This is a genomic window from Fructilactobacillus carniphilus (assembly GCF_024029675.1).
GTDB classification, from domain to species: Bacteria; Bacillota; Bacilli; order Lactobacillales; family Lactobacillaceae; genus Fructilactobacillus; species Fructilactobacillus carniphilus.
The window spans coordinates 1,130,127-1,156,358 of the sequence record NZ_CP097121.1 but is presented as its reverse complement, the minus strand read 5'-3'; the positions used below and the strand labels follow the sequence as shown (position 1 = coordinate 1,156,358).

Below are 26,232 nucleotides of genomic sequence, written 5' to 3'. Positions count from 1 at the left end.
ACCTACCTATTTTTCTTGGTCTTGAAGGAGTTCCTTTTGCTTCTTCTTTTGTCTGTAAATTAAGTACAGCAAAAGCAGAATGATTAATAGAAGGGCAATCAGAAGAGCAATCCACCACCAGTTGTTATTGTTGTAAATTACTGAATCCTTGATTGAAACCGTAAAGTCCTTTTCAATTTTCCAGTGATTACCATTTTCATCATGAGCACGTAAACTCAAGTGATATGTTCCAGGCAGTAGGGCATTTTTTCCAAAGTCATTCCGTGTTTGAAAATTGGAATTAGGAGCCATGCTCAGTTGATATAATTTATTCTTAGACAAAGTTTTCTTAGGATTACCCTTCCGGTAGATTCGGTCCTTAATTTGTAATCCTTGAATCGTAGTTGGGCGCTCGTTAGCCAACTTAGTGTTAATGATGGTTTGAGAGCCACTCTTGTTAGGTTTGATGCTAAGAGCGGTTAACTTAGGATTAACTTTTTTATCTTGGGACTTAATCATGACCGGCATTACTAAAGCCATCTTGTTATTAATGTTGATGTTGTTAGCGTTAACGTTGTCGTTTTTATTTTCGGTTTTAACGTATAACGCACCGAGAATAATCCCTTTATAGTCTTTTTTAGGTGGAACAACGGTGAAGCTAACTTGTTTGGTTTTATTGGCACCAACTGTAATAACTTGTTTCTTTTCCTTAATCAAATCGCGCATTTTATACTTTAGCGTTTTATCATGAGGAACTTTTCCAGGGTTATAGGTAATCGCACCATCCTTGGAAGTGTAGGCAGTGGTTGGTTCAATCCTTAAAGTTTGCGAATAATTAGCCAAATTTGCAACGTCCATTGTAATGGTTTGCGGTTCACCCGGCTTGGTTTTGAAGAAGAATGAACCTCCTCTTTCAATTTCGGTTGCTGGATAATTTGGTTTAACCGCTACCCCAGGTCCGGGAGTAGCATGGACAACTGGAGCTAACAATGTAAACAGGAAGGAAAAGAAAGCGACTCCCAATAATAATTTTAACTTGTGATGCTTTGAAATCATAATCTTCCTCTACTTCTATTTATTTAGTAAAAAAGGGAAACACTCATTACAAAATAAGTGGTTCCCTTTTTTTAACTATGGAAACATGAAACCCTTATTTAGTAGGGTTTGCAGATGTTCCGGCGCTTAATGTCCAAGTGATAGGGGCATCGTATGCACCAGTATCGGTGTTAGCAGGAACATCTAAACTAGCAATCCGTGAACCTGGTTTGCTGTAGTCGATTGTAGTAGTACCAAGACCTTGGTTTGCGGCAGCAGTAATAACGTTAGAACTACCACCATTTGAAGTGATTTGTGCATCTGGGTTCACAGAAACACGAGTTCCTTTACTGTTTGAATAACCAGTGTTCTTCAAGTTAATAGTCCATGGAGAAGTAGTAGCGGCTGAACTATTTTCTTTGGTAAATTGACCCAATTGAGCATCTAATCTCCAACCATTTTGAGCGGTTGTATCTTTACCATCAGCACCACGGCTATCGGTAACAGAAATTTGGCTTTGTTGGTTACCAGTGTTGTTGTTCATCAAGCCTTGAGTTTGGTTTGAGTTAGACATGCTAGTAGGCATGAAGTTCAAATCAGGAACTTGGTTCAAAGTCAAGAAACCATTTTGAACAGCTACATGAGCATTTGAAGTTGCAGCAACGCTACCAGTTGTATCATTTTGAGTAGTGCTGGTGTTAAGTGGTAAAGCGCTGTTGTCAGGTGCGGCATGTGCAGCAGGTGCAGCAACGGCTAAACCAAGTACAGCGGCGAATGAAGCAACTCCGCCAATGATAAGTTTATTCTTCTTCATAATTGAAGACCCCCTAAAATATTTTAGAAATGTGTAACTTTGAATATTAAAAATGCACTGAAGCAATGCAAATCTAATAGTACAGTTCCATTATAACCTATAAACTGCAAAATGAAAGAAAAAATTAAAATTTACAAAGGTTGATAAAGTTATCAAAATAAACGTATTGCTATTTTCAACTGGAATAAATAGGGATATTTATGATAATTTGAAACCTTCCGTCTAGAAGCTCATTTTTAATCTTCTTCCTTTTTGTAGTCATTGAGTAAAATCGTTTCTTCGTAGTTCACGTTTTGCCGTAAATGTAAGCCCATGTTCCGGGAAATGTGACCGTTATCAATCAATGTTTCAATTGCTTTCCGTTCGGCCTCTAACGCCTGCGTTTTTAACTCGAGAACCTGACGATTGTACTTTTGTTCTTCCTGTTCGGTATCCCCGAAGAATTTGGCTTCCTGAATCTGATTTTGGTAGTAAACCAACAGGAAGTGGACGTTTTGCGCTGAGAAGTCCTTGCGGTTAATATCGTCACGATCCAAGAATTGATTAATGGCTTTGATGGCTCCCTGTGAGCTAACTCGTTGGATTAAGCGGAGATCATCCTTCGTCTTTTGACTCTCACCCTGATTCCACTGCCAGAATTTAACGAGCCGAAGAAACCGGGTCCAGAGGCTAAAGTGTTGAATTTTTAATCGGGTTTGCTTGGTACCCGTTATCTGGGTTAAGCGGTATTCAAGCTGATTCAAATGCCGGGAAGCAATCCAGTAAGCGTCAGGACCGATGAGTTTTTGTTCGTAAAGCTGCTCAATTGCGTTGCGTTGACCCTTGAGGGCGACCCGCCGGAGCGCAATGGTTTCATTGAGATTCTTGGTCACTTCGGGTCGATCGTGGAAACGCCGTTGTTGTTTTCTAATTGACGCTTCGTAGTCCATGATGATGTCAAATACGGCCCGCTGGTTTGATTCCGTTTTGTTGGATTCCAGATAGGCAATTGCCGAGTTCATCATGTACAGTTTGGCCACACCGTAACCGACGTAAGAACTATTTTGTTTCTCGTTTTCTTCCTCATTGTCGTCTTCTGGTTCATCATCTCTGATGCTAGAGGCTCGGGTTTCGATGGTACCTTGCCCGGGAGCAATCAAGGGCAGGGTAATCGAAGCGGCAATCAAACTGATCACGATCACCCCCGCTGCAATAAAGAGCATTAACGCTCGGTCAGGGAATGGTGCTCCGGTGTCAATTATAGCGGGAACAGAGAGCACCCCGGCCATGGTGATGGCGCCCCGAACTCCAGACAGTCCAGCTAAGAGTCCAATTTTAAACTGGGGCTTCTTCTTTTCTTTTTTGGTGACGTAGTAGGAGAAAGACTGGTAACCAAGAATCCACACGACTCGAATAATCAAGATCATTAACCAGATTAAGAAGGCATAGCCGATTGATTGTAAAGTTCCGTATTTATTCCCTTTAATTACGCTGCGCATGGCAATCGGAAGTTCGATTCCGAGAATCAGGAAGACCACTCCGTTTAGACAGTAGACGATGATGTCCCAGGTTCGATTGGTAAGCAGCGTAATTTCGGGCGTTTGACCGGCGTCTCGCTTGCTTTGTAGGTGGTCGAGAATCCCGGCGGTAACAACTGCGATTACCCCAGATGCGTGAAGATATTCTTCGGCTACGACGTAGATTAAAAAGGGGGTTAGAATCTGGAGCACGACGCTAAAGATGGCATCGTGAAAGTTGATACTATCGAGTTTATTGCGAATCCAGAGGAGAATTTGCATCAGGAACCACCCAATGAAAAGTCCCATCAGCGACATGTAGATGAAGTCCCCGGCTGCTTTGTAGATGGAAAAATAGCCGGTTACCACGGCTGCAATTGCATATTTGAAGGCAATCAAACCGCTGGCATCGTTGATAAGGCTTTCACCACTGACCAAGTGAAGGATGCTTTTGGGTAAGTTAACTCGTTTGGAGATTGATTGTACTGCCACTGGATCGGTCGGTGACAGAATGGCAATCAGGGCAAAACAAACAGCCAATGGCATTGAGGGAATTAACCAGTTAACGAGAAAACCACCAACAATCGTGGTCAAAAAGACCAGCCAAATGGCATTTTCAAAGATCGGTCCCCGAAGCTCCCAGAGTTCCTTTTTCGGGAAATCACGTCCGTCGTTAAACAGCAACGGCGCGATAAACAGCAAGAGGAACCAAGTGGTATCTAAGTCAATTTTGAAGTTGAAAATTAAGGCCATCCCTACCCCGAGCGCGATTTGAATCAAACTGACGGGAACAATCGTGATGTAGTGGCTGGCAACGTTGGAAATTAAAACTAGACCGAGTAAAATGAGCACGGCTTCTAAAATGGTCATCGCGAGTCCTCCTATATAAAAGTAATTAATAATTCAATTATACCGGAGGTGGGCGGGTTTATGAAATGTTATTGGGAAATGAGCTACTAGATGTTCTGATTATGAATAAAAATATCCTTGTGGAATTTATTTTTAAGTCCACAAGGATATTTTGATGGTATGCATTTATCTATAAAGCATGTATTTAAATTAGTATCCTACCGGTCTAGTTTCCCAATAACCGCCACCAGTTATAAATGTGTAGGTATTAGGCTGACCAGCATTTGGAAATGCTTCGTAGGCCGTCTCTCCATTGGCATCCTTTTGATACGGGTCACCATAAATCCTTCCAGCGTTGTTGTTATCCGGTTGCGGATTAGAATTAACATTACTATTTTGGGTAGTGTTATCGTTGGTCTTCTCATTTGTAGAAGAATGGGATTCATTACTGGTGGTTTGGCTATGCTGGTTATTGGTGCTTGCCTGGTTGTTTGGTTGATTTGACAACTGCTTTTCGAACTTAATGGTCTTTTTGTCCATTTTAAAATTTGCTTTGGATTCTTTAAATGAAAGATAATAGTGATGCTTCTTTTTGGTTTTATCATCTTGCTTTATAAGCGCATATGACGATTTATTATTACTTTTAATTTTGAAAACAAATTTTTTATTTTCATTTTTTTGCTTTAAATTCAAAGTAGCATCTTTAGAACTAACCACTAAATTTCCCTTTGCCTGGTTAACATAGGTTCCAGTTTCTGACTGTTTAAAGCTACTTGTCTTTGCAAAACTGTTTAGCGGTGTGATTAACATGAGCAATAAACTAAAAGCTACTGTCGCAAATAATGATTTTCGATAATTACTTTTCATTTTTATTCCTAACTATCAATAATGATTTATTTTAATAATTTATTTTTCAAACTATTGAATTACTCTTGAGTGATTACTTTTTGATCTAGTAATTCTTTGTATTTAATTAATTTTTGGGAGATATTCTTATCATCAGCATCATCTTTTTTAGGATTGCTGTGATCAGTCGAATTCAAACGTTGATGTTAGAGGTTTAGATCTCCCTTATCTTCATGCGTATCAAGATTTTTGTTAATCGCATCGGCGGCTTCTTGAATTTTACTTTTATCGAAGAAGGGGACTGCTAAATCATATGAGGAACCACTTTTTTCAATTGATAGAGTGGTGATGATTCCATTTAAAAATTCAATAACTCCTAAAACCATTCGACTTAGTTTATAAGCGGTATTAATCGTTACTCCACTAACGTTATTAATAGGAATGTTTTGGACAGATTTACCTGCCGGAATCAAGCCGAAGAATACGGTATTACATTCATCAACTCTAATTGAGCGATAGTTAACTGAAATAGTTCCTTTGAAATCGTGAGAATCTTTAACAACTAGAATCATTTTTACCTCCCTCCCACATTCATTATAAATTTATGTTGAAATAAAAACAATATAAAAAAGAAAGATAACTTCAACTGTAATGAATTTTCTTCAACGGTGCATTAAAATTAAGCAAGAACCTGATAATTGAGATCGAGGGAAGGATGATTTCATGGCAAATGAACGTTTGGGTGAGTATGTAAGAGAGGAACGGACGAAACGTAATTATTCCGTCCGCCAACTAGCCTTACAAGCAGACGTTTCTGCTTCCTACATTCTCGATTGGAAAATGGGCGGACTACGCATGAAATTAATCCCAGTACCTTGAAAAAATTAGCCAGTGGGTTACGGATTGACGAGCAAACGCTCCTACGGCACGCCGGTTTTGATCCTGCTTATGAGCAGGGAGATAACCAACACCAGTTTTTCAATTGCCATTGTTGAAAAATCACGTTGGTGAAGAGCAATCTAAATCATCCTGAAAACCTCATTTGCTATCTTCCCTTTTTAAAGTCCCAAGTTAACATTAACAGTAAGTATTTAATTCGCTACACGATGAAACGCTGGCCTTCCCAGATTGGGCACGAATCTTTGTTACTGCTCACTGAATTTGAACAGGTCGATAATTTAATTAATCAGATGGTTGTATTGGTCCAAAATCAGAAGTTTCAACTCGGCCGGCTCCGAAAGTGGCAGAACCACCTTTTTATGGTGGATGAGAATGCCAACCTGACGGAGATTAAAGTGCAACGAAACTTGAAACGACAGCTTTTTCACGTGTCGTTAATGTTAGATAAATATAACTAAAAAGCAGACTCTGAGGAGCCTGCTTTTCAGTTCGTTATTAATCTATCCGTTATTTTGCCCATTCATAGACATTCTGGTCAGGGATATTGATTTTGTCTTTTTGTTCGTTTACTAGGTAATTACTGTCTAGGTTTAGGAGTAGGGTGCTGGAAATTCCCATTACCATTTGGATTTTAAGTGCTTCTGCTGGATTAAGATCAGTTTTTCGATATTTTGATAATTTCATTATATAACACAAAAATAGTCACTTGAACTATGCAAGCAAACACATTCAAGTGACTATTTTTCTTATTCGTATTCAATCGTTGCAGGTGGCTTACCCGTAATGTCGTAGAGGACGCGGTTAACGCCCGGAACATCATCGACGATTCGTTTGGAAACCTTACCTAGAACTTCCCAAGGAACTTCCGCAAATTCAGCGGTCATTCCATCAACTGAAGTGACGGCTCGGATTGTAACGGCTTCGTCATAGGTCCGTTCGTCCCCCATGACGCCCACACTGCGAATGCCGGGAAGGGCAGTGAAGTATTGCCAAACGGTCTTGTTTAAGCCAGCTTTGGCAAATTCGTCCCGTAAAATGGCATCGGAATCACGCACCATCCGGAGTCGTTCTGGCGTCACTTCACCAATTACCCGAATGGCTAACCCAGGACCAGGGAAGGGTTGGCGCCAAACTAGTTCACTGGGCATCCCCAGTTTTTCCCCGAGTTCCCGAACTTCGTCTTTAAAGAGCTTGTTTAAAGGCTCAATCAGTTTGAATTGTAAGTCTTCGGGCAATCCACCCACGTTGTGGTGGGATTTGATGGTTTGTGCCGTATCAGTTCCAGATTCAATCACATCAGTGTAGAGCGTTCCTTGGGCTAGGAAATCCACGTTCTTAAACTTGCGGGCTTCGTTGGAGAAGGTTTCGATGAACTCTTTTCCGATGATTTTCCGTTTCTTTTCGGGATCCGTAACGCCCTTGAGCTTGTTCAAGAAGTGGTCGCTGGCATCTACAAAATCAATGTTTAAGCCAAAGTCTTCCCCCAATGATTTGAGCACTTGTTCGGCTTCGTTTTTCCGCAACAGACCGTGGTCCACGAACACCGGAATTAGTTGGTCGCCAATGGCACGGTGCAATAGCACTGATACCACTGAAGAATCAACTCCACCGGATAACCCGAGTAAGACCCGCTTGTCGCCTACGGTTTCCTTGATGGTTTGAATCTCATCTTCAATAAAGTCGTCCATCGACCAGTTAGCTTCGGCACCAGCAATGTCAAAGACAAAGTGGCGCAACATTTCCCGACCTTGAGCCGTCAAGTTTACTTCGGGGTGGAACTGAACGGCGTAAAAGCCTCGTTCGGGATCAGCCATGGCTGAGATAGGACAATTAGCACTGGTAGCGGTCGCAGCAAAGCCATCGGGAACCTTGGTAACGAAGTCCCCGTGACTCATGAGCACGCGTTGTTTTTCGTTCATATCCTTGAAGAACTCGGAATTGTGGTCCGTGACGTCGATGTCAGCTTGACCGTATTCACTGTTTTCAGCGGTAACGGTTTCGCCACCGGGCAGATCGTGGGCCATCAGTTGCATTCCGTAACAAATTCCCAGAATTGGGAGGCCTAAATTAAAGATTTCAGGGTCAACTCCGAGGGCGTTCGGACCGTTAACACTGTTGGGACCACCAGAAAAGATGATGGCTTTGGGATCCATCTTTTTAATCTCTTCAGCTGACATGGTATGTGGTTTTAGTTCGGAATAAACGCCCATTTCCCGAATCCGCCGGGTGATGAGCTGATTGTATTGGCTTCCGAAGTCCAACACAACCACTGAATCATATTTTTTGGCTAGATTTGGCATTCCAATCCTCCTATTTGTGGTAGTTGGGAGCACTCTTCGTGATCAAGACGTCATGGGGGTGGGATTCCCGTAATCCGGCGTTCGTAATCCGGCAGAATTGAGCGTCCTTCATGGCAGCAATCGTTGGGGCACCAACGTAGCCCATGCCGGCCCGTAAACCACCCATCATTTGGTACAGAATGGTTTCTACGTCCCCTTTGTATTCGGTTTTACCTTCGATACCTTCGGGCACTAATTTCTTTTCGGATTTAACTTTACCTTGGAAGTACCGGTCAGAAGAACCTTTTTCCATGGCTGGAATTGAGCCCATGCCCCGGTATACCTTGAATTGTTTGCCATCGGCACTTTCGAGGATTTTACCAGGAGCTTCCGTCGTTCCGGCAAGCATGCTTCCAAGCATCACGGCGTCACCACCGGCTACAAGAGCTTTGGCAATGTCACCAGAGTATTGCATCCCACCGTCGACGATGATTTGGCGCCCGTATTCTTTTGCAACGGCAGCACATTCAAAAGCAGCGCTAATTTGAGGAACTCCGACTCCAGCAACGACCCGCGTGGTACAAATTGAACCAGGACCGATACCCACTTTAACCACGTCTGTTCCAGCTTCAAAAAGAGCGCGAGCCCCAGCGGCCGTAGCAATGTTTCCGGCAATCAAAGTCTTGTCGGGGAATTGTTTCCGGATTTCAGCGACTTTTGATAAAACACCTTTAGAGTGGCCGTGGGCAGAATCTAACACAATGGCGTCAGCACCAGCTTCAAAGAGGGCTTTGGCCCGGTCGAAAGATTCTTCATTGATTCCCACGGCAGCGGCAACGAGGTAGTTACCATTTTCGTCCACAGCAGCATTTTCCCCAGTTACTTCGGCGGTTTTGACCTTTTCCACTTCGACCGCTTGATCTGCGGCAGACATGTTTTTATGAATGACCCCGAGGCCACCTTGACGGGCCATTTCAATTCCCATGGCTGATTCGGTAACCGTATCCATGGCAGCACTCAAGACTGGAATGTTTAAAAGAAGGTTTTTGCCTAATTTTGTTTTTAAGCTGACCTGGTATGGCAGAACGTCACTAGCTGCCGGTACCAAGAGCACATCATCGTAAGTAAGTGCTTCGTGTTGGCCAAACTTGTTTTCCCAATTATTCATATAATCCCCCTAATTATCTATGACTGTTATTAATATCATAGAATAGCAGAAAGAGCGCGGAAAATCAAAGAAAATCACGAACACTAACTCCACTATTGTAAATTAATGTACGTAACCATTTTGACGCGGAAAAATGTTTGGAATTAGCGGGGAAATTATTCAAAATTTAAGAATAATGGTAGAATTTAACTAAACACCCAAAAAAGAAAGTTGGTTGAATTCATGGATGGAAAATTCAAGCGAGTGCGGGGGATGGAAGACATCCTGCCGGAACAAACTGCGATCTGGCAACGAATCGAAGATACAGCCCGTAACGTGTTTGCGCGCTATAACTACGCTGAAATTAGAACCCCACTGGTAGAAAAAACGGACGTTTTTAGTCGGACCTCCGGGGATTCCTCAGACATTGTGACGAAACAAATGTATTCCTTTGAAGATAAAGGGGGACGAAGCATCACGCTGCGTCCGGAAGGAACGGCCGGAATTGTCCGTTCGTTTGTCGAAAACAAGTTATTTGGACCAGAACATCCCAAGCCAGTTAAGACTTACTACATGGGACCAATGTTTCGGTACGAACGGCCGGGCGCTACGCACAACCGGGAATTTCACCAAATCGGTTGTGAAACGATTGGAACCGTAAGCCCGCAGATTGATGCTGAAGTGATTCGCTTAGCCATCGACATTTTCCAAGGCTTAGACATCCAGAATCTGCGAGTGGAACTCAACACCCTCGGAGACGATGAAAGTCGGGCGGCTTATCGGGACACGTTGGTGGACTACTTTAAACAGTACCAAGACGAGTTGAGTAATGATTCGCAACGGCGGTTGGATCAAAACCCACTTCGGATCCTTGATAGTAAAGACCGGCATGATCAAGAAATTGTGGCGGGGGCTCCGAAACTGGAAGATAGTTTAAACGAACGTTCGCAACAATACTTTGCAGCCGTTAAACGGGCGTTGGACATTTTACACGTGGACTATACGGTTGATGATCGGTTAGTGCGGGGGCTTGATTACTACACCGATACGGTATTTGAAATTCAGGCGAAGGCGCCTGCCTTTGGTGACGAATACACCACCATCTGTGCCGGTGGTCGTTATAACAACATGGTCCAGGAATTTGGCGGACCCGAAATGGGTGGCGTTGGGTTTGCGTTTGGAGAAGAACGGTTAGCCACGGTCGTTCAAGCCGACGAAAACGAACACGCGGTGGATTACTTCATTTGTACTGATACCAAGGACAAAGAATCCGCAGAAGTTAATCGCATTCTAGACGAAGCGTTAGCTAAGGCATCAGAGTTGCGTAGTAGCGGAAACGTAGTGGAAGTAAACTTCCAAGAACGTAGTATGAAGAGTCAAAAGAAGGAAGCCTTTAAGCTAAACGCGAAAAACATCATTGTAATTGAATAGCTAAAGTTAAAAAGAGGCTCATTACCAGAAATTGGTAGCGAGCCTCTTTTTTCAATGTAAAAATTCGTTTACGTATTTTAAAGTGCTTAATTTACGATTGAAATGTTATTTATAATTATTATAATTTCAACAAATTAGCTGTTTTGTTCAAGTTGCATCATCATTTCTGACTATAACTTGAACAAAAATGGCATTTTGACCAAGTTGTCGTCCAATTTTAAGAATTAACTTAGCTAAATCTAGCGGATTGTTAAAGCTGCTCATCTTATCCTAAATCATCCGTTTGATTTGTTGCCATCTGTCGTAGTTCCTTGTACAGATAACCCACAGCGTCCTTGTGGACCAGGAAAATCAACGTATCCCCGGGTTTAATTACGGTTGAACCATGGGGCAGAATCGTGAGGTTACCCCGTTTAATCGTAATCAGAATGGTATTTTCCGGCCACTTAACGTCTTGGACCTGCTGGTTGGCGACCTCGCTAAAACCAAAGACCGGCACCTGGAGTTGGTCGGTGGCTTCCAGTGAATCAATGTAACGTTTGATGCTCGTGAGTCTTTCTGAGAGCACTTGATAAATCGGTTGAGTTCCCATTAAATCAGCGGTGAGGTAGGCAATTAAAACCACAATGGTCAATGACATGAAGTTTCTGGTACTACCCACTAATTCAGTAATCAGGATGATGGAAGTAAACGGGGCTTTGCAAACGGCCGTCAAACAGCCGGCCATGCCGAAAATGATCAGATTATTCATTAAGTTGGCGGGTAAAAAGCCCAGTTGGTGCATGATGGTACCGTAGCCAGCTCCAATTAAAGCCCCAATGGTTAGGATGGGCATGAAGAAACCACCCGGTAAGCCAGCGCCATATGATACTAGTCCAAAGCTAAACCGCAACGCTAACCAAGCTAAAATCAGCAGCACGGCATAGTGGTGGGTAGCCAGGAGCATGATGATTTTACTTCCCCCACCGGTGGTAGCAGGAAAGTACATGCCAATTGGAATGATGAGGAGCAGAGGAATTGCACAGTAGAGCCAACTCGGAATCAACTTGATTTTGGAATACCACGCTGGGAAATTGAGCAAACCTAAGTTATAGAAGTGACCCAGAATTCCCAAAGCTAATCCGAGCGGCAGTAACTGCCAGTACATTACCGGTTGGAGTAATCTTTGATAGGTAATTGGAAGGACGGGAGCTAAGCCAAACACGTTTTCTGAAACAAAGTTAGAACACAGTGCCCCAGTCAGGCAGGAGAGCCAGATGGTGGGTTGAAAGTTCCGATAAACGCCTTCAAGGACAAAGAAAGTGCCGGCTAACGGCGCGCTAAACGTGGCGGAAAGTCCTGCAGCAGCTCCAGTAGCAATCGAAAGCCGTCTGGTTCCGCCTTGTTGTTTTAAGCCAGCGGCAATTCCTTGGCCTACGGCACCTCCAAGTTGAATGGATGGTCCTTCACGTCCCATGAAAACTCCGGTAGAGTTGGTAAGCACGCCCGCTACGAATTTCTTCCAGAGGACCTGGATCCAGTTCATTTCGAGGTTTCCGGCTAGCTGCGCTTCTACCTGCGGAATTCCAGAACCACGGATGCTCGGTTCGGATTTAACCAGCAAGCCAACCACGATGGCCAACAAGAGGGCCAGAGGAATGACAATCCAAAGATTTTGCCAGTGATGGGGAATGGTTTGGTATAAGTGCGTACTGAACTGGAGTCCGTGTTCAATTAGAACGCGAAACACAGAGATGACTCCTCCCGTTGCGATTCCAATGACGGCGCTAATTCCCACGAATTTTAAGTTTGCTAATGCTAACCAGTGTGGTTTTGCCACAACTTCCATCTCCTCCATGATTGTTTAAAACATTCATTATTGTATCATTTTCCGGCGCTAGTTCGAGATGTGGTAAAATAAGGAACAATAGAATGCTGATGATGGTCGTAATTTTCCATCATTATTAAGCTAACGAGTAATGATAAAAAGTTGGCGGTTAATTTTCGAGAATGGAGCCGTCACTTAATCTGAATAAAAAGAAAGATGGTTAGAAATGGATAAAGTAAAACAAAAGCGGGTGTGGCCCCGCGTACTGGTCGTAATCCTGATTATTGTAATCGTTGCTAGCGGCTTCGCAGTTTATTATCTCTTTAACTTTGCCTTTCAAAGGGGTGGGTTTGCTTCCCAACAAGGTGCAAACGTTAACACTGAATTTTACGACAAGACTCCGTCACAAACCTGGACCCAAAAAACCAAAGATGGACTACTGCTGAAAGCTCATTACTTTGCAGCCGCTCAACCAACCGACAAAACGGTCGTGGTGGTGCATGGTTATGGGAGCTCCGCACGAAAAATGAGTTCCTACATTAAAATGTTTCATAATGACGGCTACAACGTTTTAGCGCCCGATAATCGTGCGTTTGGGAAAAGTCAGGGTCATTACGTGGGTTATGGCTGGCTGGATCGGATTGACCTGGCTAACTGGATGAAGCAGTTAAACGAATACAATCCCCACGCAGAAATAGGAATGTTTGGGGTTAGCATGGGAGCGGCCGAAGTGATGTACACCCTGCCCTTGGCACCGAAAAACGTGAAGTTTGCGATTGCTGACTGTGGGTACGCTAGCATTAATGCCGAGCTGGCTTATCAACTGAAGACGATGTTTAAATTGCCATCGTTCCCAATCCTGCCGTTAGCTAACGTTTACTCGAAGATCTTAGCCAAGTATGATTTCCAACGGGCGAACACGAAGCAGAGTTTGCATAAGAATCAGATTCCACTCTTTATTATTCACGGTGATAAAGATCAGTTCGTACCCACTAAATTTGCCTACCAGAACTACCGGAACAACGACGGTAAGAATAAACAAATCTGGATTGTGAAGGGGGCAGGTCACGCTCAAGCTCGCTCTATGGATCCAGAGGAATATCAGCACCGAACGCAGGCCTTTGCTGAACAGTGGTTTAACTCCCGTCCGTAAGGGGTTATAGACTTTTCGATGCTTGAAAAGATATTTACAAAAAGTGGTAGAATTGATATGCTAAAGATAAATTTCTTGTTTAAAAACAAAATATTATCGGATTAAACGATGATGTTATTACAATCAAAGGTGGATTAAAGCACATGAAAAAAGTTACAAAAGCGATTATTCCCGCGGCTGGATTAGGAACCCGGTTCCTGCCAGAAACTAAAGCAGTTCCCAAGGAAATGTTGCCGGTGATTGACACCCCAACGATTCAATACATAGTGGAAGAAGCGCAGGCTTCTGGAATTACCGACATTGTGATTGTTACAGGAAGTGGCAAAAACGAAATTGAAGACCATTTTTCACCGAACTACATGTTGGAAGAAAACCTGGAAAGTAAAGGGAAGCTTGACATGTTGAAATCGGTGCAAGCTTCTGATGACGTAAAGGTTTATTTTGTCCGTCAACCTTATCCGAAGGGATTAGGGGATGCAGTTTTAACTGGAAAAAGCTTCCTTGGCAATGAACCATTTGTGGTTATGCTTGGGGATGACTTGATGACTGATCAAGTTCCGTTGACTAAGCAATTGATTAACAGTTATGAAAAGACCGGTTCGTCAACGTTAGCTGTGATGCGGGTCCCACATGAAGATACCTCTAAATACGGGGTGATCGATCCGATTGAAAAGGTGGATGACGAAACTTACGATGTACGTCAGTTCGTAGAAAAGCCGAGTCCAGAAGACGCACCAAGTGATCTCGCCATTATCGGACGTTACCTCTTTACTCCAGAGATTTTAGATGTCTTAGAAACGACTAAACCTGGTAAAGGAAACGAAGTACAGCTGACGGATGCGATTGACACGTTAAATAAGTCACAAAAGGTCTATGCACACGAATTTAAAGGTGAACGGTTTGATACCGGAAACAAATTGAGCTGGCTCAAGACGAACATTCAATTTGGGTTGCAACGGCCTGATTTAAGCGCTGATTTGAAAGATTACATTATCGAATTAGCCAACGACTTAAAATAAATAACCATAGAAAAAACGCTGATTCATTCGAATCAGCGTTTTTTTGTGATTAAATTTTGCTGTTTAGATGGTTTAGCCCTTACCATCCATGAAGGCAGGATAAAGCGTCATTCCACCATCAATGTAGAGGGAAACCCCTGTAATGTAACTGGCTTGGTCGGAGGCTAAGAAAGCAGCACCAGCAGCGACTTCTTCTGGGGTTCCAATCCGATTCATCGGCACCATGGAAACCGTGGATTTGTATTGTTCTGGATCTGCAAATTTTTTAGCATTAATGGGAGTATTAATGGCTCCTGGACAGATTTGGTTAATTCGAATGTTTTGGTTAGCGTATTCCATCGCCGTGGTTTCTGTAAAGAGTTTTACCCCACCTTTACTGGCCGCATAACTAGCAAAGTTGGGCCATGGAATTTGTTGGTGCACGGAAGAGGTGTTGATGATGGCCCCTTTTTTCTTGTTAGCCAACCAGTAATCTAAAGCAGCTTTGGTGCCTAAGAAGGTTCCGGTCAAGTTAACATCTAAAACAGCATTCCAGTCGTTAAGTTCGATTTGATCCGTGGGGCAATGCTTTTCCATACCGGCGTTGTTAAAGAACACATCGAGATCGCCAAAAGTATCAACAGCTTTTTTCACTAATGCGTCAGCAGCGGCTTCGTCACTAATGTCTTGTTGAATGATCGTGGCTTTTCCACCAGCAGCTTCGACCTTAGCAGCTGTATCATTAGCTGCCTCTTCATTGCGATGATAGTTAATGACCACGTTCATGTGCTCTTGACCGAGCCGTTCAGCAATTGCAGCCCCAATTCCAGAGTCTCCTCCGGTAATCACAGCTGTCTTACCTTCAAGATCTTTGTACATAACCATACTAGTTACTCCTTTTCTGTGTGTGAGGATAATTCAATTTTACCATACCTCTTTCGGAACTGTAGCCGGAGCCTTCTCGAAAATTAAGTTGTTAAAAATTAAATTTTGTGAGCTAAATATTGGGGTTCAGCTGGTGAAGCTGTTAGAATGAATTAGTAAACTAATTGAAGGAGGAATATTATTATGAACTTAACGATTACTGACCCAGCAATGGACTACATCAAGAAACGCATGCCAGACGCTAAATACTACTTGTTAGCCACTGATGATGGTTCCAACCAATACTCAAAGGGTGGCGGTTCTTGTACCGTTGGTGATACTTTCCAAGTGGTGGGTGTTTCTAAGTTAGAAGCCCCATATGACGTTAAAATGGATAATAATCAGGATGCTCCTTTCTATACGAGTAAAAATGACATGTCATTCTTTGATAAAGGAATGAAGATTGATTTTAATCACAACTGGTTACAATTAAAGAGTGATAGTGAACTCTTGGACGGTCAAATGACTACTAACGATGCTACTAAGGGCATTGAAAACACTGGCATGGATGGTGTGATTGGCTGCTAATTAGTAGTTTAATCCATTGAGTTAAAAAACTTCATAAACAAAAAAGTGATGCTAACTAAAAAGTTAGCATCACTTTTTTTATCCCGCTAAATACTTCAAGAAGCGATCCGCTCCCAAGAAAAATAGCAAGAGAATCAGCACCACAATCAATAATTCTAGCCATTTCCCGGCTAGCAGTGAATTTCCCCCGAGGGCATAAATCAAAGCTAGGGGAATCGTTCCCAAACAAGCGGCCACTTGGACCAATTGATTCCCAAACTGTTTCTCATCGTTAGCAGCTTGCAAGCTAACTAGATAAGATGGAATTGCCGGAATTGAGTAACCCACAACCAGCGCCATGAGGGGGTTTTTACTGTTTTTTAGGTGATCGGCAAACCGATTATGTTTGTATTCCTTTTGAACGTCCCGTTTGAAGAGGCTAATTAGATGAATGGCGGCCAAGTTACCTAGTCCAATGGCTACTGCGTTAATTAGCGTTCCAAAGAGGGTGCCAAAGCATAACCCTGCTAAAATCGCGATGGGCATCACGGGAATCCCAGGAACAACGGTTCCGATAAACAAGAGCAACATTAAAAGGATGGCATCAAACGCACCATGTTGTCGGATTTCTTGGATAGCTTGGGGCCGTTTTGAGGGATCAAACATCATTTTAATTTGTGGTAGGTAGTCCTTAAACATCATTATTAAAATTAAAATTCCGATGATGATGGCACCGATTTTAATGAGATCCATTCGACTGATTCGGGGTAATTTCATGGGTACTCCTTATTTGTTTCTAATTATTTTTTTTCATGTTCTAAGACATTTTTGGCAATGAACGTAGCATACTTAGGCGCACCAGTGGTGTTCGGGTGTGCTTGGTCATTGTAAAGCCAATCCGGATGGTTTTCAACGTAGTCATTCCAATCAATCACGTAGAAGTTTTTGTTCTTCTGGTGGGCTTCGGTTAAGAGCTCGTTATTTTTGTTTTGCCACGGTTGAGACGGAATGTGGTTATTAATCCAGAAAACGTTGCGGTTAGGACCCGCAATTTTAATCACTTCGTCGATGGTATCTTGATTAATATTCCCGTTGGTACCTAGCCCAATGATAACATTTTTACCCAAGACACCCTTACTTTGCATCGTCTTTAAAGAAGAAACAGCCACATCAGCTTGACGGGAGACCTGAGCGTCGATGTAGAGTTGTGGGAAGATCTTTTGTAAATCATCCCGTCCTGCTAACATGACGGAGTCTCCCACAGCACTCCCAGATAATTGTTGTGCTTGTTTGAGTTGTGCCTTGGTAAGCCCGTCTTTTTGAATTTTGGCTTCGTCAGCAGAAGTTCGTTTAACTTTTTTACCGTCTTTAATTTGTTGGGCTAGTTTTTGGTTATATTGTTTTTCCTTTTTGGCGTTTTGCTTAATGTGGTTAGCTAGGGGGGAATGGTTCGCCACCTTGGGGTCCACGATGGTGGATTGAATGAAACCCACCATTCCTAATGCGATGATTAAGGAGAGAATGGCTCGCCGGGGTGTGATGTGACTGACAAAATTTAAGATCTGTCGGGCAGCGTGGGCATAATCATAGTGGCTAAAAGGAACTTCCACGTAACGATAGGAAAGCTCTGAAATCACTAGAATAATGGCGACTTCAATGAGGGCGTAGAGCCACTGATAATCAGCGAGGTTCTTAATTTTATCGCCAAAGAATACGAAGACTGGTAATTGATAGACATAGATTTCATAACTTCTTGATCCAATCCAATCAAAGACAGGATTCGTTAACAAGCGATTCCAAACGCTGGCGTTGGCCACGATGGCCCACATTGCGAGGACGGTGAAGATGGAAAAGAGGAACATCCCCCCACGGTATAAGAATGGTGATTGGGCGCCGACCGTAAAGACGGTGATTACCATTCCAGCCATTCCAATGGCACCAATCACCTCGAAAAACCAGCGTTGTTGGGAATTCGGACTACTAAGTGTCTTTTGACTAGGCCAGAGGACCGCTAAGCAAGCCCCTAACAAGATGGAAAACATGCGGGTATCAGTTCCATAATAAACTCGACTGGGATCAACACCAGGTTTAAACAAGAAGGCCATTAAGAGAGCCGAAATCACGGAAAGAATTAGGGCCGTCCAGAAGATTCCACGTTTAGATTTACGGAAAAAGCGAAGCAATAAGATGACAATCAGAGGCCAGATTAGATAGAACTGACCCTCAATGGAGAGGGTCCAAAGGTGTGTAAAGGGAGACTCTGAACCGGCAAATTTTTGAAAGTAAGATTGACCGTTTAAAATTTCAAACCAGTTATACACGTACGCAAGGTTTGTCACGATGCTCTGCCAGAGGTTGGCTAAAATATTACGTTGGAAAAAGGTAATGTAGGCAGCTGTGGCAAAGAGCATCACAATCAAGGTTGGGTACAGACGTTTTAAGCGTTTGTACCAAAAATGACCGTAACTGAAGGTACCAGTCGTTTGGTATTCATTAAGCAGATGGTCTGTGACTAGGTATCCTGATAGGGTCAAGAAGACCGGAACCCCTAAATAACCTCCACTAAAAAGAGCAGGATTAAAATGATACAGAATAACACAAATAACGGCTAGGGCTCGTAAACCGGTAAATCCAGTAATGAAGCGGTTTTTAGGGTGATCAGTTGGCATGGTGATGAAACCTCTTTTGCAAAATTTTTTAGCACATCTTTAATAATATATCCCGAAGAATGGCGTTACAATAGGCAAGCGCAAATTAAGTAAAAAAAATAACCTGCCGTAATGACAGGTTATTTTCTATTAGTGAAGAAGATTATTTGTCAGCCTTTTCAGCGACGTGATCTGCTTCAATTTTAATGGTGTCGTTTTCTTTATCCAAGACAGCCTTGATGTCCTTAACATCTTGGTGGTCGAGGTAGTACATAGCAATCTTGTCACGTAATTGTTGTTCGATTACTCTCCGCAATGGACGAGCCCCCATGGCTTCATCGTAACCTTGTTCCATCAACCAGTCTTTGACATCTTGAGAGATGGCCAACTTCATTCCCTTGCGAGCCAAAGTTTCGTTCAAGTCCTGAATCATCAAATCCACGATTTGACTTAAGTCATCTTTCGTCAGGTGAGAGAATTCTACGATGGCGTTGAACCGGTTCAAGAATTCAGGACGGAAGAATGGAGCTAAACGATCCATGATGCTTTCGTTCTCATCGTCATCCTTCGTCATGGAGTTGTTACCAAATCCGGCATTCGAAGTAGCAATAATCACCGTGTTCTTGAAGTTAACAACGTTTCCTTGCCCATCAGTTAACCGACCATCATCCATTACTTGTAGTAATAAGGTAATTACTTGGGGGTTAGCTTTTTCAATTTCATCAAGTAAGACAATGGAGTAAGGATTCCGCCGTACTCGTTCCGTTAAGGTGTTACCGTTGTCGTTATAGCCAACGTATCCAGCGGTGGCACCAATCATCTTAGAAACGGCGGTTTCATCTTGGTATTCAGACATGTCAAGCCGGATAATGGAATCCTGGTTGTTAAACATGTCTTTAGCCAGTTGTTTCACTAATTCAGTTTTACCAACCCCAGTTGGTCCAACGAAGAGGAATGATCCAATTGGACGATTACCATCATCAAAACCAGCCCGGTTCCGCCGAATGGCATTGACAACGGCATCCACAGCTTCATCTTGACCGATGATGTGGGACTTGAGCCGGTCGCCCATTCCCTTCAGACGCTCCATGTCGTCTGAGCTCATTTGTGAAACTGGGATTCCGGTTAACCGCTCTACTGATTCAGCAATATCAGCTGGAGTAGCGACTGGAGTTTCGGAATTGTCAGACTCATTGTTTAATTGTTTTTCTAATTCTTCAATCCGAGCCTTGTCTTTAGCAGCAGCTTCGAAGTTTTCCGCGTTAGCGTTGTCTTCTTTTTGTTGCTTAGCAGCTTGTAATTCTTTTTCCAGACTAACTTTGTCAGTTACTGGGTGCTTAGCAGCTAAGTGGGCTGCGGTCATATCAACTAAGTCGATGGCCTTGTCAGGTAATGATCGCTGTGGAATGTATTGTTCTGAGTAATCAATGGCAGCCTTCAAAGCATCATCAGGTAATTTAACTTGGTGGTGTTCTTCGTAAGACTTCCGGATCCCTTGTAAGATTTCAAAGGTCGTCTTCTTGCTAGGTGCATTAACCACAACGTCATTAAAACGACGGGCCAGAGCAGCGTCTTTCATGATGGTGTTTCTGTATTCATCTTGGGTAGTAGCTCCAATTACAGAGATGTCACCACGAGATAAAGCCGGCTTCAAGATATCAGACAAACCTTTACCGCCATTTTCATCCCCAGAAGCACCGGCACCAACGATTTGGTGAATTTCATCAAAGAATAGAATGACGTTTTTACGTTGTTCCACTTCTTTAACTAACTTTTGAATGTTTTCTTCGTAGGCTCCCCGGTATTGAGTTCCGGCTTCTAGAGAAGAAAGGTCAATTGAAATGATTTCCTTGTCCTTGATGGTAGCTGGAACATCACCATTGACAATTTTTTGTGCCAATCCTTCAACGATGGCTGTTTTACCAACTCCAGCATCTCCAACTAAGATCGGGTTGTTTTTAATTCGCCGGCTCAAAATTTCGGCAGTTTCTTGAATTTCTTTGTCCCGACCAATTACGGGATCCAGTAAACCTTGTTTAGCTTCGTTGGTTAAGTTACGACCGATTTTATCAAGGTAACTTTCTTGTTTTTGATTTGCTTGTTGATTAGCTTGATTTGGTGTGACATTGTGTTGTCCAGTTTGACCAGGAATTTGACCAGTGCGGCGCATTTCAGCCACTTGTTCTGGAGTTAATTCATGTCCGTTAACGACGTAACGAGCATGGGGGTTGTTACCCATATTGTTAAAAAAGCTGTTAAATAAGTCATCCATTCCGTTGTTTCCGAATGGGTCATTTCCAAAATTGCTTGGCATAGAAAGTCCTTCTTTCCTAAGTTATTGGGAAGGCACTTATTAGATGAATTCCCATCAGAGATATTTCTTAATCTCTATACTTAATAGTTTAACCTTTCTTAACCAAAAAGAAAAGGAATTAGCTCACAAAGTCTAAAAAAGTTAAAATCAGGGTAAAATAAGAGGGTAAATGCAAGCGTCACGGGGGACACGTCCAACTTAATGTTTTAAAATCTACTTTAGTTTGGTAAACTGTAACTATTGTCGTTTGGACTTATGTAGGAAAAGGAGATTATCAGTATGGACGAAAGTCGACTAGATCGTGATCAAAAGCCCCAAAGATCACATCGAACCCGCAACATTATTTTGACGATTATTTTGGTCCTTTTGGTAGGTGGAGTTGCCTTTGGATCTTATAAATACTTTGCGGTTAAAAATGCTGTTAACAAGGCATACAACAGTGCTGGGTTACAAAAAGAGCGAGATACAGGTGCACTGTTGAAGAACAAAAAGCCCATTTCTATTTTACTAATGGGAACTGATACAGGGGAATTGGGGCGGACTTACAAGGGTCGGACAGATACCATGATGGTAGTGACCATCAATCCGAATACACACAAGACGTTGATTACCAGTATTCCGCGGGATACAGCCGTTAACATTCCTGGTTACCCAGACCAGTCTCCCGCTAAGATCAACGCTGCTTATGCTTACGGCAGTGCTAAAACTGCCATTCAAACGGTGCAAAAGATGCTAAATATCCCGATTGACTATTACGCCATGATTAACATGCGGGGGTTGGTGCAAGTGGTTGACCAAGTCGGGGGAGTAACTATTTCTCCCGAATTAACCTTTGATTATGAGGGTTACCACTTCACAAAGGGGCAACCCACTAAGATGGACGGGAAAAAGGCACTAGCTTACTCGCGGATGCGTTACGACGATCCTCGGGGTGACTTTGGTCGGGAACAGCGGCAACGGCAATTGCTCGAAGGAGTAGTTACTAAGAGTGGTTCCGTAACTTCCTTATTAAATCAAGGCTTTATCGATTCCATTGCTAAAAACACCCAAACTGATTTGCAATTCTCTGATTTATCTGCGATTGCAACTGGATATCTTTCTGCTCGAAAGAACATTGAAAATACCTACTTGAGTGGACAGTCTGGAGAAATGATTGATGGACAAGACATGGAAGTTACACCGCAATCTGAATTGCAAAAAAAGACAGATCAAATCAGAAGTAGTCTAGACTTACCACATGCTACGACTGGTGATATCGCTTTAAATTAAAGGAGATTTTTGAATAAATGGAGTACTCTAATTGGCAATATTTTTTGTATAAATTAGGTTCACTTTTCAATAGCAGCATTTTTAATCTAATTGCGGCTATTCTGATTGTTATTGTTGTAACTGTATTGTTCATATATGATTTCCAAAATCATGGACCGATTTTGTCTAGTAATAAGAATAGATCCAATGAAAACGTTGATAATGAACGAGGAAAGCACTCAGGTAGAAAGCATGTTTTTCGCAATGAAGTACTGCTAGGAGTTGCTTTAATTGTAATTTTAGCCATCATGTTTGTTTCTCGTTCTTCTTTGGCAAAAGTTGATAGCCCATTTGAAATCAATAATAGTAGTAAAACTAAAATAGCTACTAAAGGAAAAGTTGTATGGATGAAATATAATAATGGAAGTTTAGGGATTAACGCTGATGACCATAAAGGTGAAAATGCGATTGTTGCGCAAATCAACAATGTTCCCATTCCCACTGATGCACCTGTAGTAACTCCTTACAAGGGAACGATGATTTCTAACAATGAATTTTTAAAATTAAATCCTGGTGACGATGTAGAAATTAAGTACCATCCTTACCAGTTTAAATATAAAAACCATGCTCAGTTTGGTAATGACAAAGCTGCTTTAAAACAAATTACTTTGTTAAACAGAGCCAAAGTTAATGGTTATGTAGAGAAATATACACCGAAACAAGTAACAAAAAAACAAGCAAAAACACACGCAGTCCAATCTCCATACGCAGCTGAGACAGATTACTATTAATTAATAAATGTCGATTTGATATTGTTTGGGAGAAAAGATGGTGTTTAATGGAAAATGTTTTGAGTAAAATTACTAGATTTTTTAATAATTTTTATGCGAAGCCAGAAACTGAAGAAACACGGACTACGTTGGTCTGTGCGTTTTTTGGCATCTACACATTTTTAATGTTTTTTACATTAATCTATACCTATTGGACGAAAGAATATGGGTTGTTTTTTAGTCCGGTCACAAAAATAGCTTCAGCAGTATTAATAATAGGTTGCTTGGAAAGTATTTTATTACGGAAACCGGATTCATCATATATTGTATATTTTTTATTGATTGCTTTGGGATTAATCGTAAAGAGGACCTCAACATTATCTTTTCCATTGTGGTTCTTTGTAATGCTTTTGATGATTAATCACATCGATTTTAGAAAGATTGTTAAAGTTTTTTTTCTGGTTACCGCGGTTATGACGATTTGCACAGTAATTTTGGGATATTTTAATCTAATTCCAACTTTTTCTACATTTAGAGGATTTACTAATAATGGCCAAATGTCATTTAGGCAAGCTTTAGGATTCAATTGGGTAACGTTACCATCACAATTATTTTTCTATTTATTCCTTTGCTATATTTTTATTAAAAAAGGGAAATTAAATAAAATATCTCTATTTTTACTGTTTTTGATTAGTTGCTTCTTGTATTCACAAACTAATACTAGAAATCCATTTCTATTAGAACTATTATTGATTGCGTTTTTCTTATTAATGCAAGTAGGATTTAAATATAAATTTCTTAAATTCTTCAAAACTAATTTATTTAAATATCTTTCGATATTATCAATGCCTATTGCTTCAATTTTGACGATTATTGTTTCTTATATTGGTCCAACTTCTCCATTTATGGTTAAGTTTGATTCAATTATGTCGGGAAGAATTGGTTTATCTCACCTTGGAATTGAAAAATATGGACTTAGTTTCTTTGGAACGGTAATTAAATTTAAGACTTTTAGTCCTAGTCATCCGCTTCATGGAAAGTATTTTTATTTAGATAATTCTTTTATTCAATATTTATTGAATTTTGGAATTATATTCTTACTTGTCATTGTCATTTTGCTAACAGCAGCGTTGTGGATCGAGTTTAAGAAAAAGCATTGGTATGTTTTATTGATTTTCATTTTCATTGCTCTTCACAGTGTTGGGGATCCCCAGTTGATTTATTTACAGTATTCTCCATTTGCTTTGATTATTGTTGAAGTTATTGATCGATTTAATTTAAAGAAATTTTTACAAGCAACAAGAGAAAGGATTGGAATAAATGAGGATTAAAATTTTGGTTGCTACTCATAAAGATGCCCTAATGCCAGTTAAAGATGATCTCTATCTTCCTGTATTGGTGGGTGCTGATCAAAATTTTAAGGATCAAAAGGGATATCAACTTGATAATCAGGGTGAAAATATTTCTCGTTTGAATCCAAATTTTAATGAACTTACGGCTGTATACTGGGCATTTAAAAATTTACATAATGTTGATGCCGTTGGGCTTGTTCATTATCGTCGTTTGTTTAGTAAACACTTGTCTCGTAATATCAACAATGTTTTAGATTATCAAGAGGCTGAAGAGTTATTAAAAAAAGCACCAATTGTTTTACCAAGGAAGAGACATTATGTTGTTGAGACAATTTATTCACACTATGTTCATTCTCACCACAAGGAACCCTTGGAACTAACCAAAAAAATCATTGCAACTGATTATCCTGATTATTTACTGGCTTTTAATCAGGTCATGGAAAGTCGCTCTGCTCATATGTTCAATATGTTCATTATGAAAACCGATTATTTTAATAAATACTGTGAATGGTTGTTTGGAATATTATTTAAAGTAAGGGGTCAATTAGACATTTCTGATTATTCGGAACAAGAAGCCCGAGTATTTGGATATTTATCAGAACTATTAATGGATGTTTGGATTAAAACCAATAACATTGATTATGTAGAGTGTAACTGGATTCAAACTGGTGATCGTCACTTAGTTAAAAAAGCCATTGGTTTTTTAAAAAGAAAAATTTCAAGTAATGTTGGTGAAGATAATACCCATTATTAAAGAGGATTATGTATGAATGATTTTGATATCAGTATTATAATGCCAGCCTATAATTCAGAAAAAACAATTGGAAGAGCGATTGATTCGATTATTAAGCAAAAGACGAAGTATAAATTTGAGTTAATTGTCGTTGATGATGGTTCAAAAGATAACACAATTCAGATCGTCAAGAGAAAAGCAGCTAATGGGAATAACATTAATTTGTTATTACAAGACCACCAATTTCAAGCTAAAGCAAGAAATCTCGGGATAAAAAAAGCAAAAGGTAAATTTATTATGTTTGCGGATGATGACGATTTATATTTGCATGGGTTTATCGAAAAAATGGGGAATAGTATTGCTGAAAAACAACTAGTTATTGCTGGAATTCAAAAAGAAAATAATGGTGAGATAAATTTAGAGACGAATTCGTTATTAGAAAGTGCTGATAGTAAAGAACAATTAATCGGAATTTATCTGACTAAGAATCAAGAAATGGATGTAGGATTGTGGAACAAAATTTTCATAAAAAAAGTCATTGAAGATAATAACATTAGTATGAGTAATGACAATTTTTTTGAAGATAGTTTATTTGTATTAGATTATCTTTTAGCAATCAATTATCGGAAAATTTATTTTATTAATGAACCATTATATGATTTGAAAAAAAGAAATGGATCGACTACTAATACCTTTGATTCTAAGTTATTAGAAAAGTGTCACAATTACATCAACAAGGTTAGTTTACTGGTGAACGAAAATCATCTAAAACAATTTTTACCAGCGTTTAAGGCTAGAATATATTTGTTTTATATTCACCGAAATATCTTAACTAATCAAGCTTGGACTTCAAAGCAACAAGTTAAAATTTTAAAGCCATATATTTCCTTGGAAACATTCAAAAATTTGCAAGTTAAGTATGGGATTGCTTTATTGATAGCAAGATTTTTACCCCAGATTTACATTAATTTGTATAAACATAAAAATTAGATGAGGTCTTCG

Annotated in this window: 23 protein-coding genes; 11 read left to right on the top strand and 12 right to left on the bottom strand. The window is 40.9% G+C overall.

The window, feature by feature from the left end; all coding sequences use genetic code 11:
* Positions 1–6: 6 nt before the first annotated feature.
* The 5 genes from M3M37_RS05830 to M3M37_RS05810 all read right to left on the bottom strand — a co-directional run bounded on the left by M3M37_RS05830 (position 7) and on the right by M3M37_RS05810 (position 5,591).
* Positions 7–1,035 carry a DUF916 domain-containing protein gene (locus tag M3M37_RS05830; RefSeq protein ID WP_252794882.1) on the bottom strand — a complete coding sequence of 343 codons (1,029 nt, stop codon included), beginning with the start codon at positions 1,033–1,035 and terminating at the stop codon, positions 7–9.
* A 94-nt stretch (positions 1,036–1,129) separates the two neighbouring features.
* A complete protein-coding gene (locus M3M37_RS05825) occupies positions 1,130–1,828 on the bottom strand; it encodes a WxL domain-containing protein (RefSeq protein WP_252794881.1) in 699 nt (232 codons plus the stop codon).
* A 236-nt stretch (positions 1,829–2,064) separates the two neighbouring features.
* Entirely contained in the window at positions 2,065–4,194 is a 2,130-nt protein-coding gene (locus M3M37_RS05820; RefSeq protein ID WP_252794879.1) for a Na+/H+ antiporter, read from the bottom strand.
* Between the two features lie 189 nt (positions 4,195–4,383).
* Complete coding sequence (locus tag M3M37_RS05815; RefSeq protein ID WP_252794878.1) at positions 4,384–5,040, bottom strand: hypothetical protein; 657 nt, start codon at positions 5,038–5,040, stop codon at positions 4,384–4,386.
* Between the two features lie 185 nt (positions 5,041–5,225).
* Positions 5,226–5,591, bottom strand: coding sequence for a hypothetical protein (locus M3M37_RS05810; RefSeq protein WP_252794876.1), 366 nt, complete (start codon positions 5,589–5,591; stop codon positions 5,226–5,228).
* Between the two features lie 151 nt (positions 5,592–5,742).
* On the opposite strand from M3M37_RS05810, the gene M3M37_RS05805 reads away from it, so the two are divergent.
* Both M3M37_RS05805 and M3M37_RS05800 read left to right on the top strand, forming a co-directional pair.
* Entirely contained in the window at positions 5,743–5,898 is a 156-nt protein-coding gene (locus M3M37_RS05805) for a helix-turn-helix domain-containing protein (protein WP_252794875.1), read from the top strand.
* A 128-nt stretch (positions 5,899–6,026) separates the two neighbouring features.
* Entirely contained in the window at positions 6,027–6,377 is a 351-nt protein-coding gene (locus M3M37_RS05800; RefSeq protein WP_252794873.1) for a hypothetical protein, read from the top strand.
* 288 nt (positions 6,378–6,665) lie between these two features.
* Here the strand turns inward: M3M37_RS05800 and guaA are convergent, their stop codons facing one another.
* Positions 6,666–8,219: a glutamine-hydrolyzing GMP synthase gene (gene guaA / locus M3M37_RS05795; RefSeq protein ID WP_252794871.1), complete on the bottom strand. Its 1,554-nt coding sequence runs from the start codon at positions 8,217–8,219 to the stop codon at positions 6,666–6,668.
* Positions 8,220–8,229: 10 nt separating this feature from the next.
* Positions 8,230–9,366, bottom strand: coding sequence for an IMP dehydrogenase (guaB, locus tag M3M37_RS05790; RefSeq protein WP_252794869.1), 1,137 nt, complete (start codon positions 9,364–9,366; stop codon positions 8,230–8,232).
* A 222-nt stretch (positions 9,367–9,588) separates the two neighbouring features.
* On the opposite strand from guaB, the gene hisS reads away from it, so the two are divergent.
* Positions 9,589–10,776 carry a histidine--tRNA ligase gene (gene hisS, locus M3M37_RS05785; protein WP_252794867.1) on the top strand — a complete coding sequence of 396 codons (1,188 nt, stop codon included), beginning with the start codon at positions 9,589–9,591 and terminating at the stop codon, positions 10,774–10,776.
* A gap of 265 nt (positions 10,777–11,041) precedes the next feature.
* Here hisS and M3M37_RS05780 read toward each other — a convergent pair whose 3' ends face one another.
* Positions 11,042–12,595, bottom strand: a complete 1,554-nt coding sequence (locus tag M3M37_RS05780) for a ClC family H(+)/Cl(-) exchange transporter (protein WP_252794865.1) — start codon at positions 12,593–12,595, stop codon at positions 11,042–11,044.
* Positions 12,596–12,809: 214 nt separating this feature from the next.
* Here M3M37_RS05780 and M3M37_RS05775 point away from each other — a divergent pair, with 214 nt between their 5' ends.
* Positions 12,810–13,736 carry an alpha/beta hydrolase gene (locus M3M37_RS05775; protein WP_252794863.1) on the top strand — a complete coding sequence of 309 codons (927 nt, stop codon included), beginning with the start codon at positions 12,810–12,812 and terminating at the stop codon, positions 13,734–13,736.
* Between the two features lie 143 nt (positions 13,737–13,879).
* Positions 13,880–14,755 carry a UTP--glucose-1-phosphate uridylyltransferase GalU gene (gene galU / locus M3M37_RS05770; protein ID WP_252794861.1) on the top strand — a complete coding sequence of 292 codons (876 nt, stop codon included), beginning with the start codon at positions 13,880–13,882 and terminating at the stop codon, positions 14,753–14,755.
* A gap of 72 nt (positions 14,756–14,827) precedes the next feature.
* Here the strand turns inward: galU and M3M37_RS05765 are convergent, their stop codons facing one another.
* Positions 14,828–15,613, bottom strand: coding sequence for a glucose 1-dehydrogenase (locus M3M37_RS05765; protein WP_252795930.1), 786 nt, complete (start codon positions 15,611–15,613; stop codon positions 14,828–14,830).
* Between the two features lie 189 nt (positions 15,614–15,802).
* On the opposite strand from M3M37_RS05765, the gene M3M37_RS05760 reads away from it, so the two are divergent.
* Positions 15,803–16,186: an iron-sulfur cluster biosynthesis family protein gene (locus M3M37_RS05760; RefSeq protein ID WP_252794859.1), complete on the top strand. Its 384-nt coding sequence runs from the start codon at positions 15,803–15,805 to the stop codon at positions 16,184–16,186.
* Positions 16,187–16,264: 78 nt separating this feature from the next.
* Here M3M37_RS05760 and M3M37_RS05755 read toward each other — a convergent pair whose 3' ends face one another.
* From M3M37_RS05755 to M3M37_RS05745, 3 genes are all read right to left on the bottom strand, one after another.
* The gene (locus tag M3M37_RS05755) at positions 16,265–16,942 is read right to left on the bottom strand and encodes a TVP38/TMEM64 family protein (RefSeq protein WP_252794858.1); all 678 of its coding nucleotides are present in this window, start codon (positions 16,940–16,942) and stop codon (positions 16,265–16,267) included.
* 23 nt (positions 16,943–16,965) lie between these two features.
* Entirely contained in the window at positions 16,966–18,834 is a 1,869-nt protein-coding gene (locus M3M37_RS05750; RefSeq protein ID WP_252794856.1) for an acyltransferase family protein, read from the bottom strand.
* Positions 18,835–18,976: 142 nt separating this feature from the next.
* Positions 18,977–21,127 (bottom strand): ATP-dependent Clp protease ATP-binding subunit, encoded by a 2,151-nt coding sequence (locus M3M37_RS05745; protein ID WP_274705509.1) that lies wholly within the window; start codon positions 21,125–21,127, stop codon positions 18,977–18,979.
* Between the two features lie 279 nt (positions 21,128–21,406).
* Between M3M37_RS05745 and M3M37_RS05740 the strand changes: the two genes are divergently transcribed.
* From M3M37_RS05740 to M3M37_RS05720, 5 genes are read left to right on the top strand one after another with little or no spacing between them, the layout of a single operon-like run.
* On the top strand, positions 21,407–22,396 hold the full coding sequence (locus M3M37_RS05740; protein WP_252794855.1) for an LCP family glycopolymer transferase: 990 nt from the start codon (positions 21,407–21,409) through the stop codon (positions 22,394–22,396).
* A 17-nt stretch (positions 22,397–22,413) separates the two neighbouring features.
* Positions 22,414–23,166, top strand: a complete 753-nt coding sequence (locus tag M3M37_RS05735) for a hypothetical protein (protein ID WP_252794853.1) — start codon at positions 22,414–22,416, stop codon at positions 23,164–23,166.
* A gap of 47 nt (positions 23,167–23,213) precedes the next feature.
* Complete coding sequence (locus tag M3M37_RS05730; protein WP_252794851.1) at positions 23,214–24,476, top strand: hypothetical protein; 1,263 nt, start codon at positions 23,214–23,216, stop codon at positions 24,474–24,476.
* Positions 24,466–25,251 (top strand): DUF4422 domain-containing protein, encoded by a 786-nt coding sequence (locus tag M3M37_RS05725; protein ID WP_252794849.1) that lies wholly within the window; start codon positions 24,466–24,468, stop codon positions 25,249–25,251. Before M3M37_RS05730 ends, M3M37_RS05725 begins: the two co-directional genes overlap by 11 nt.
* Before the next feature lie 12 nt (positions 25,252–25,263).
* Entirely contained in the window at positions 25,264–26,220 is a 957-nt protein-coding gene (locus M3M37_RS05720) for a glycosyltransferase family 2 protein (RefSeq protein ID WP_252794848.1), read from the top strand.
* The last annotated feature ends 12 nt before the right edge of the window (positions 26,221–26,232 follow it).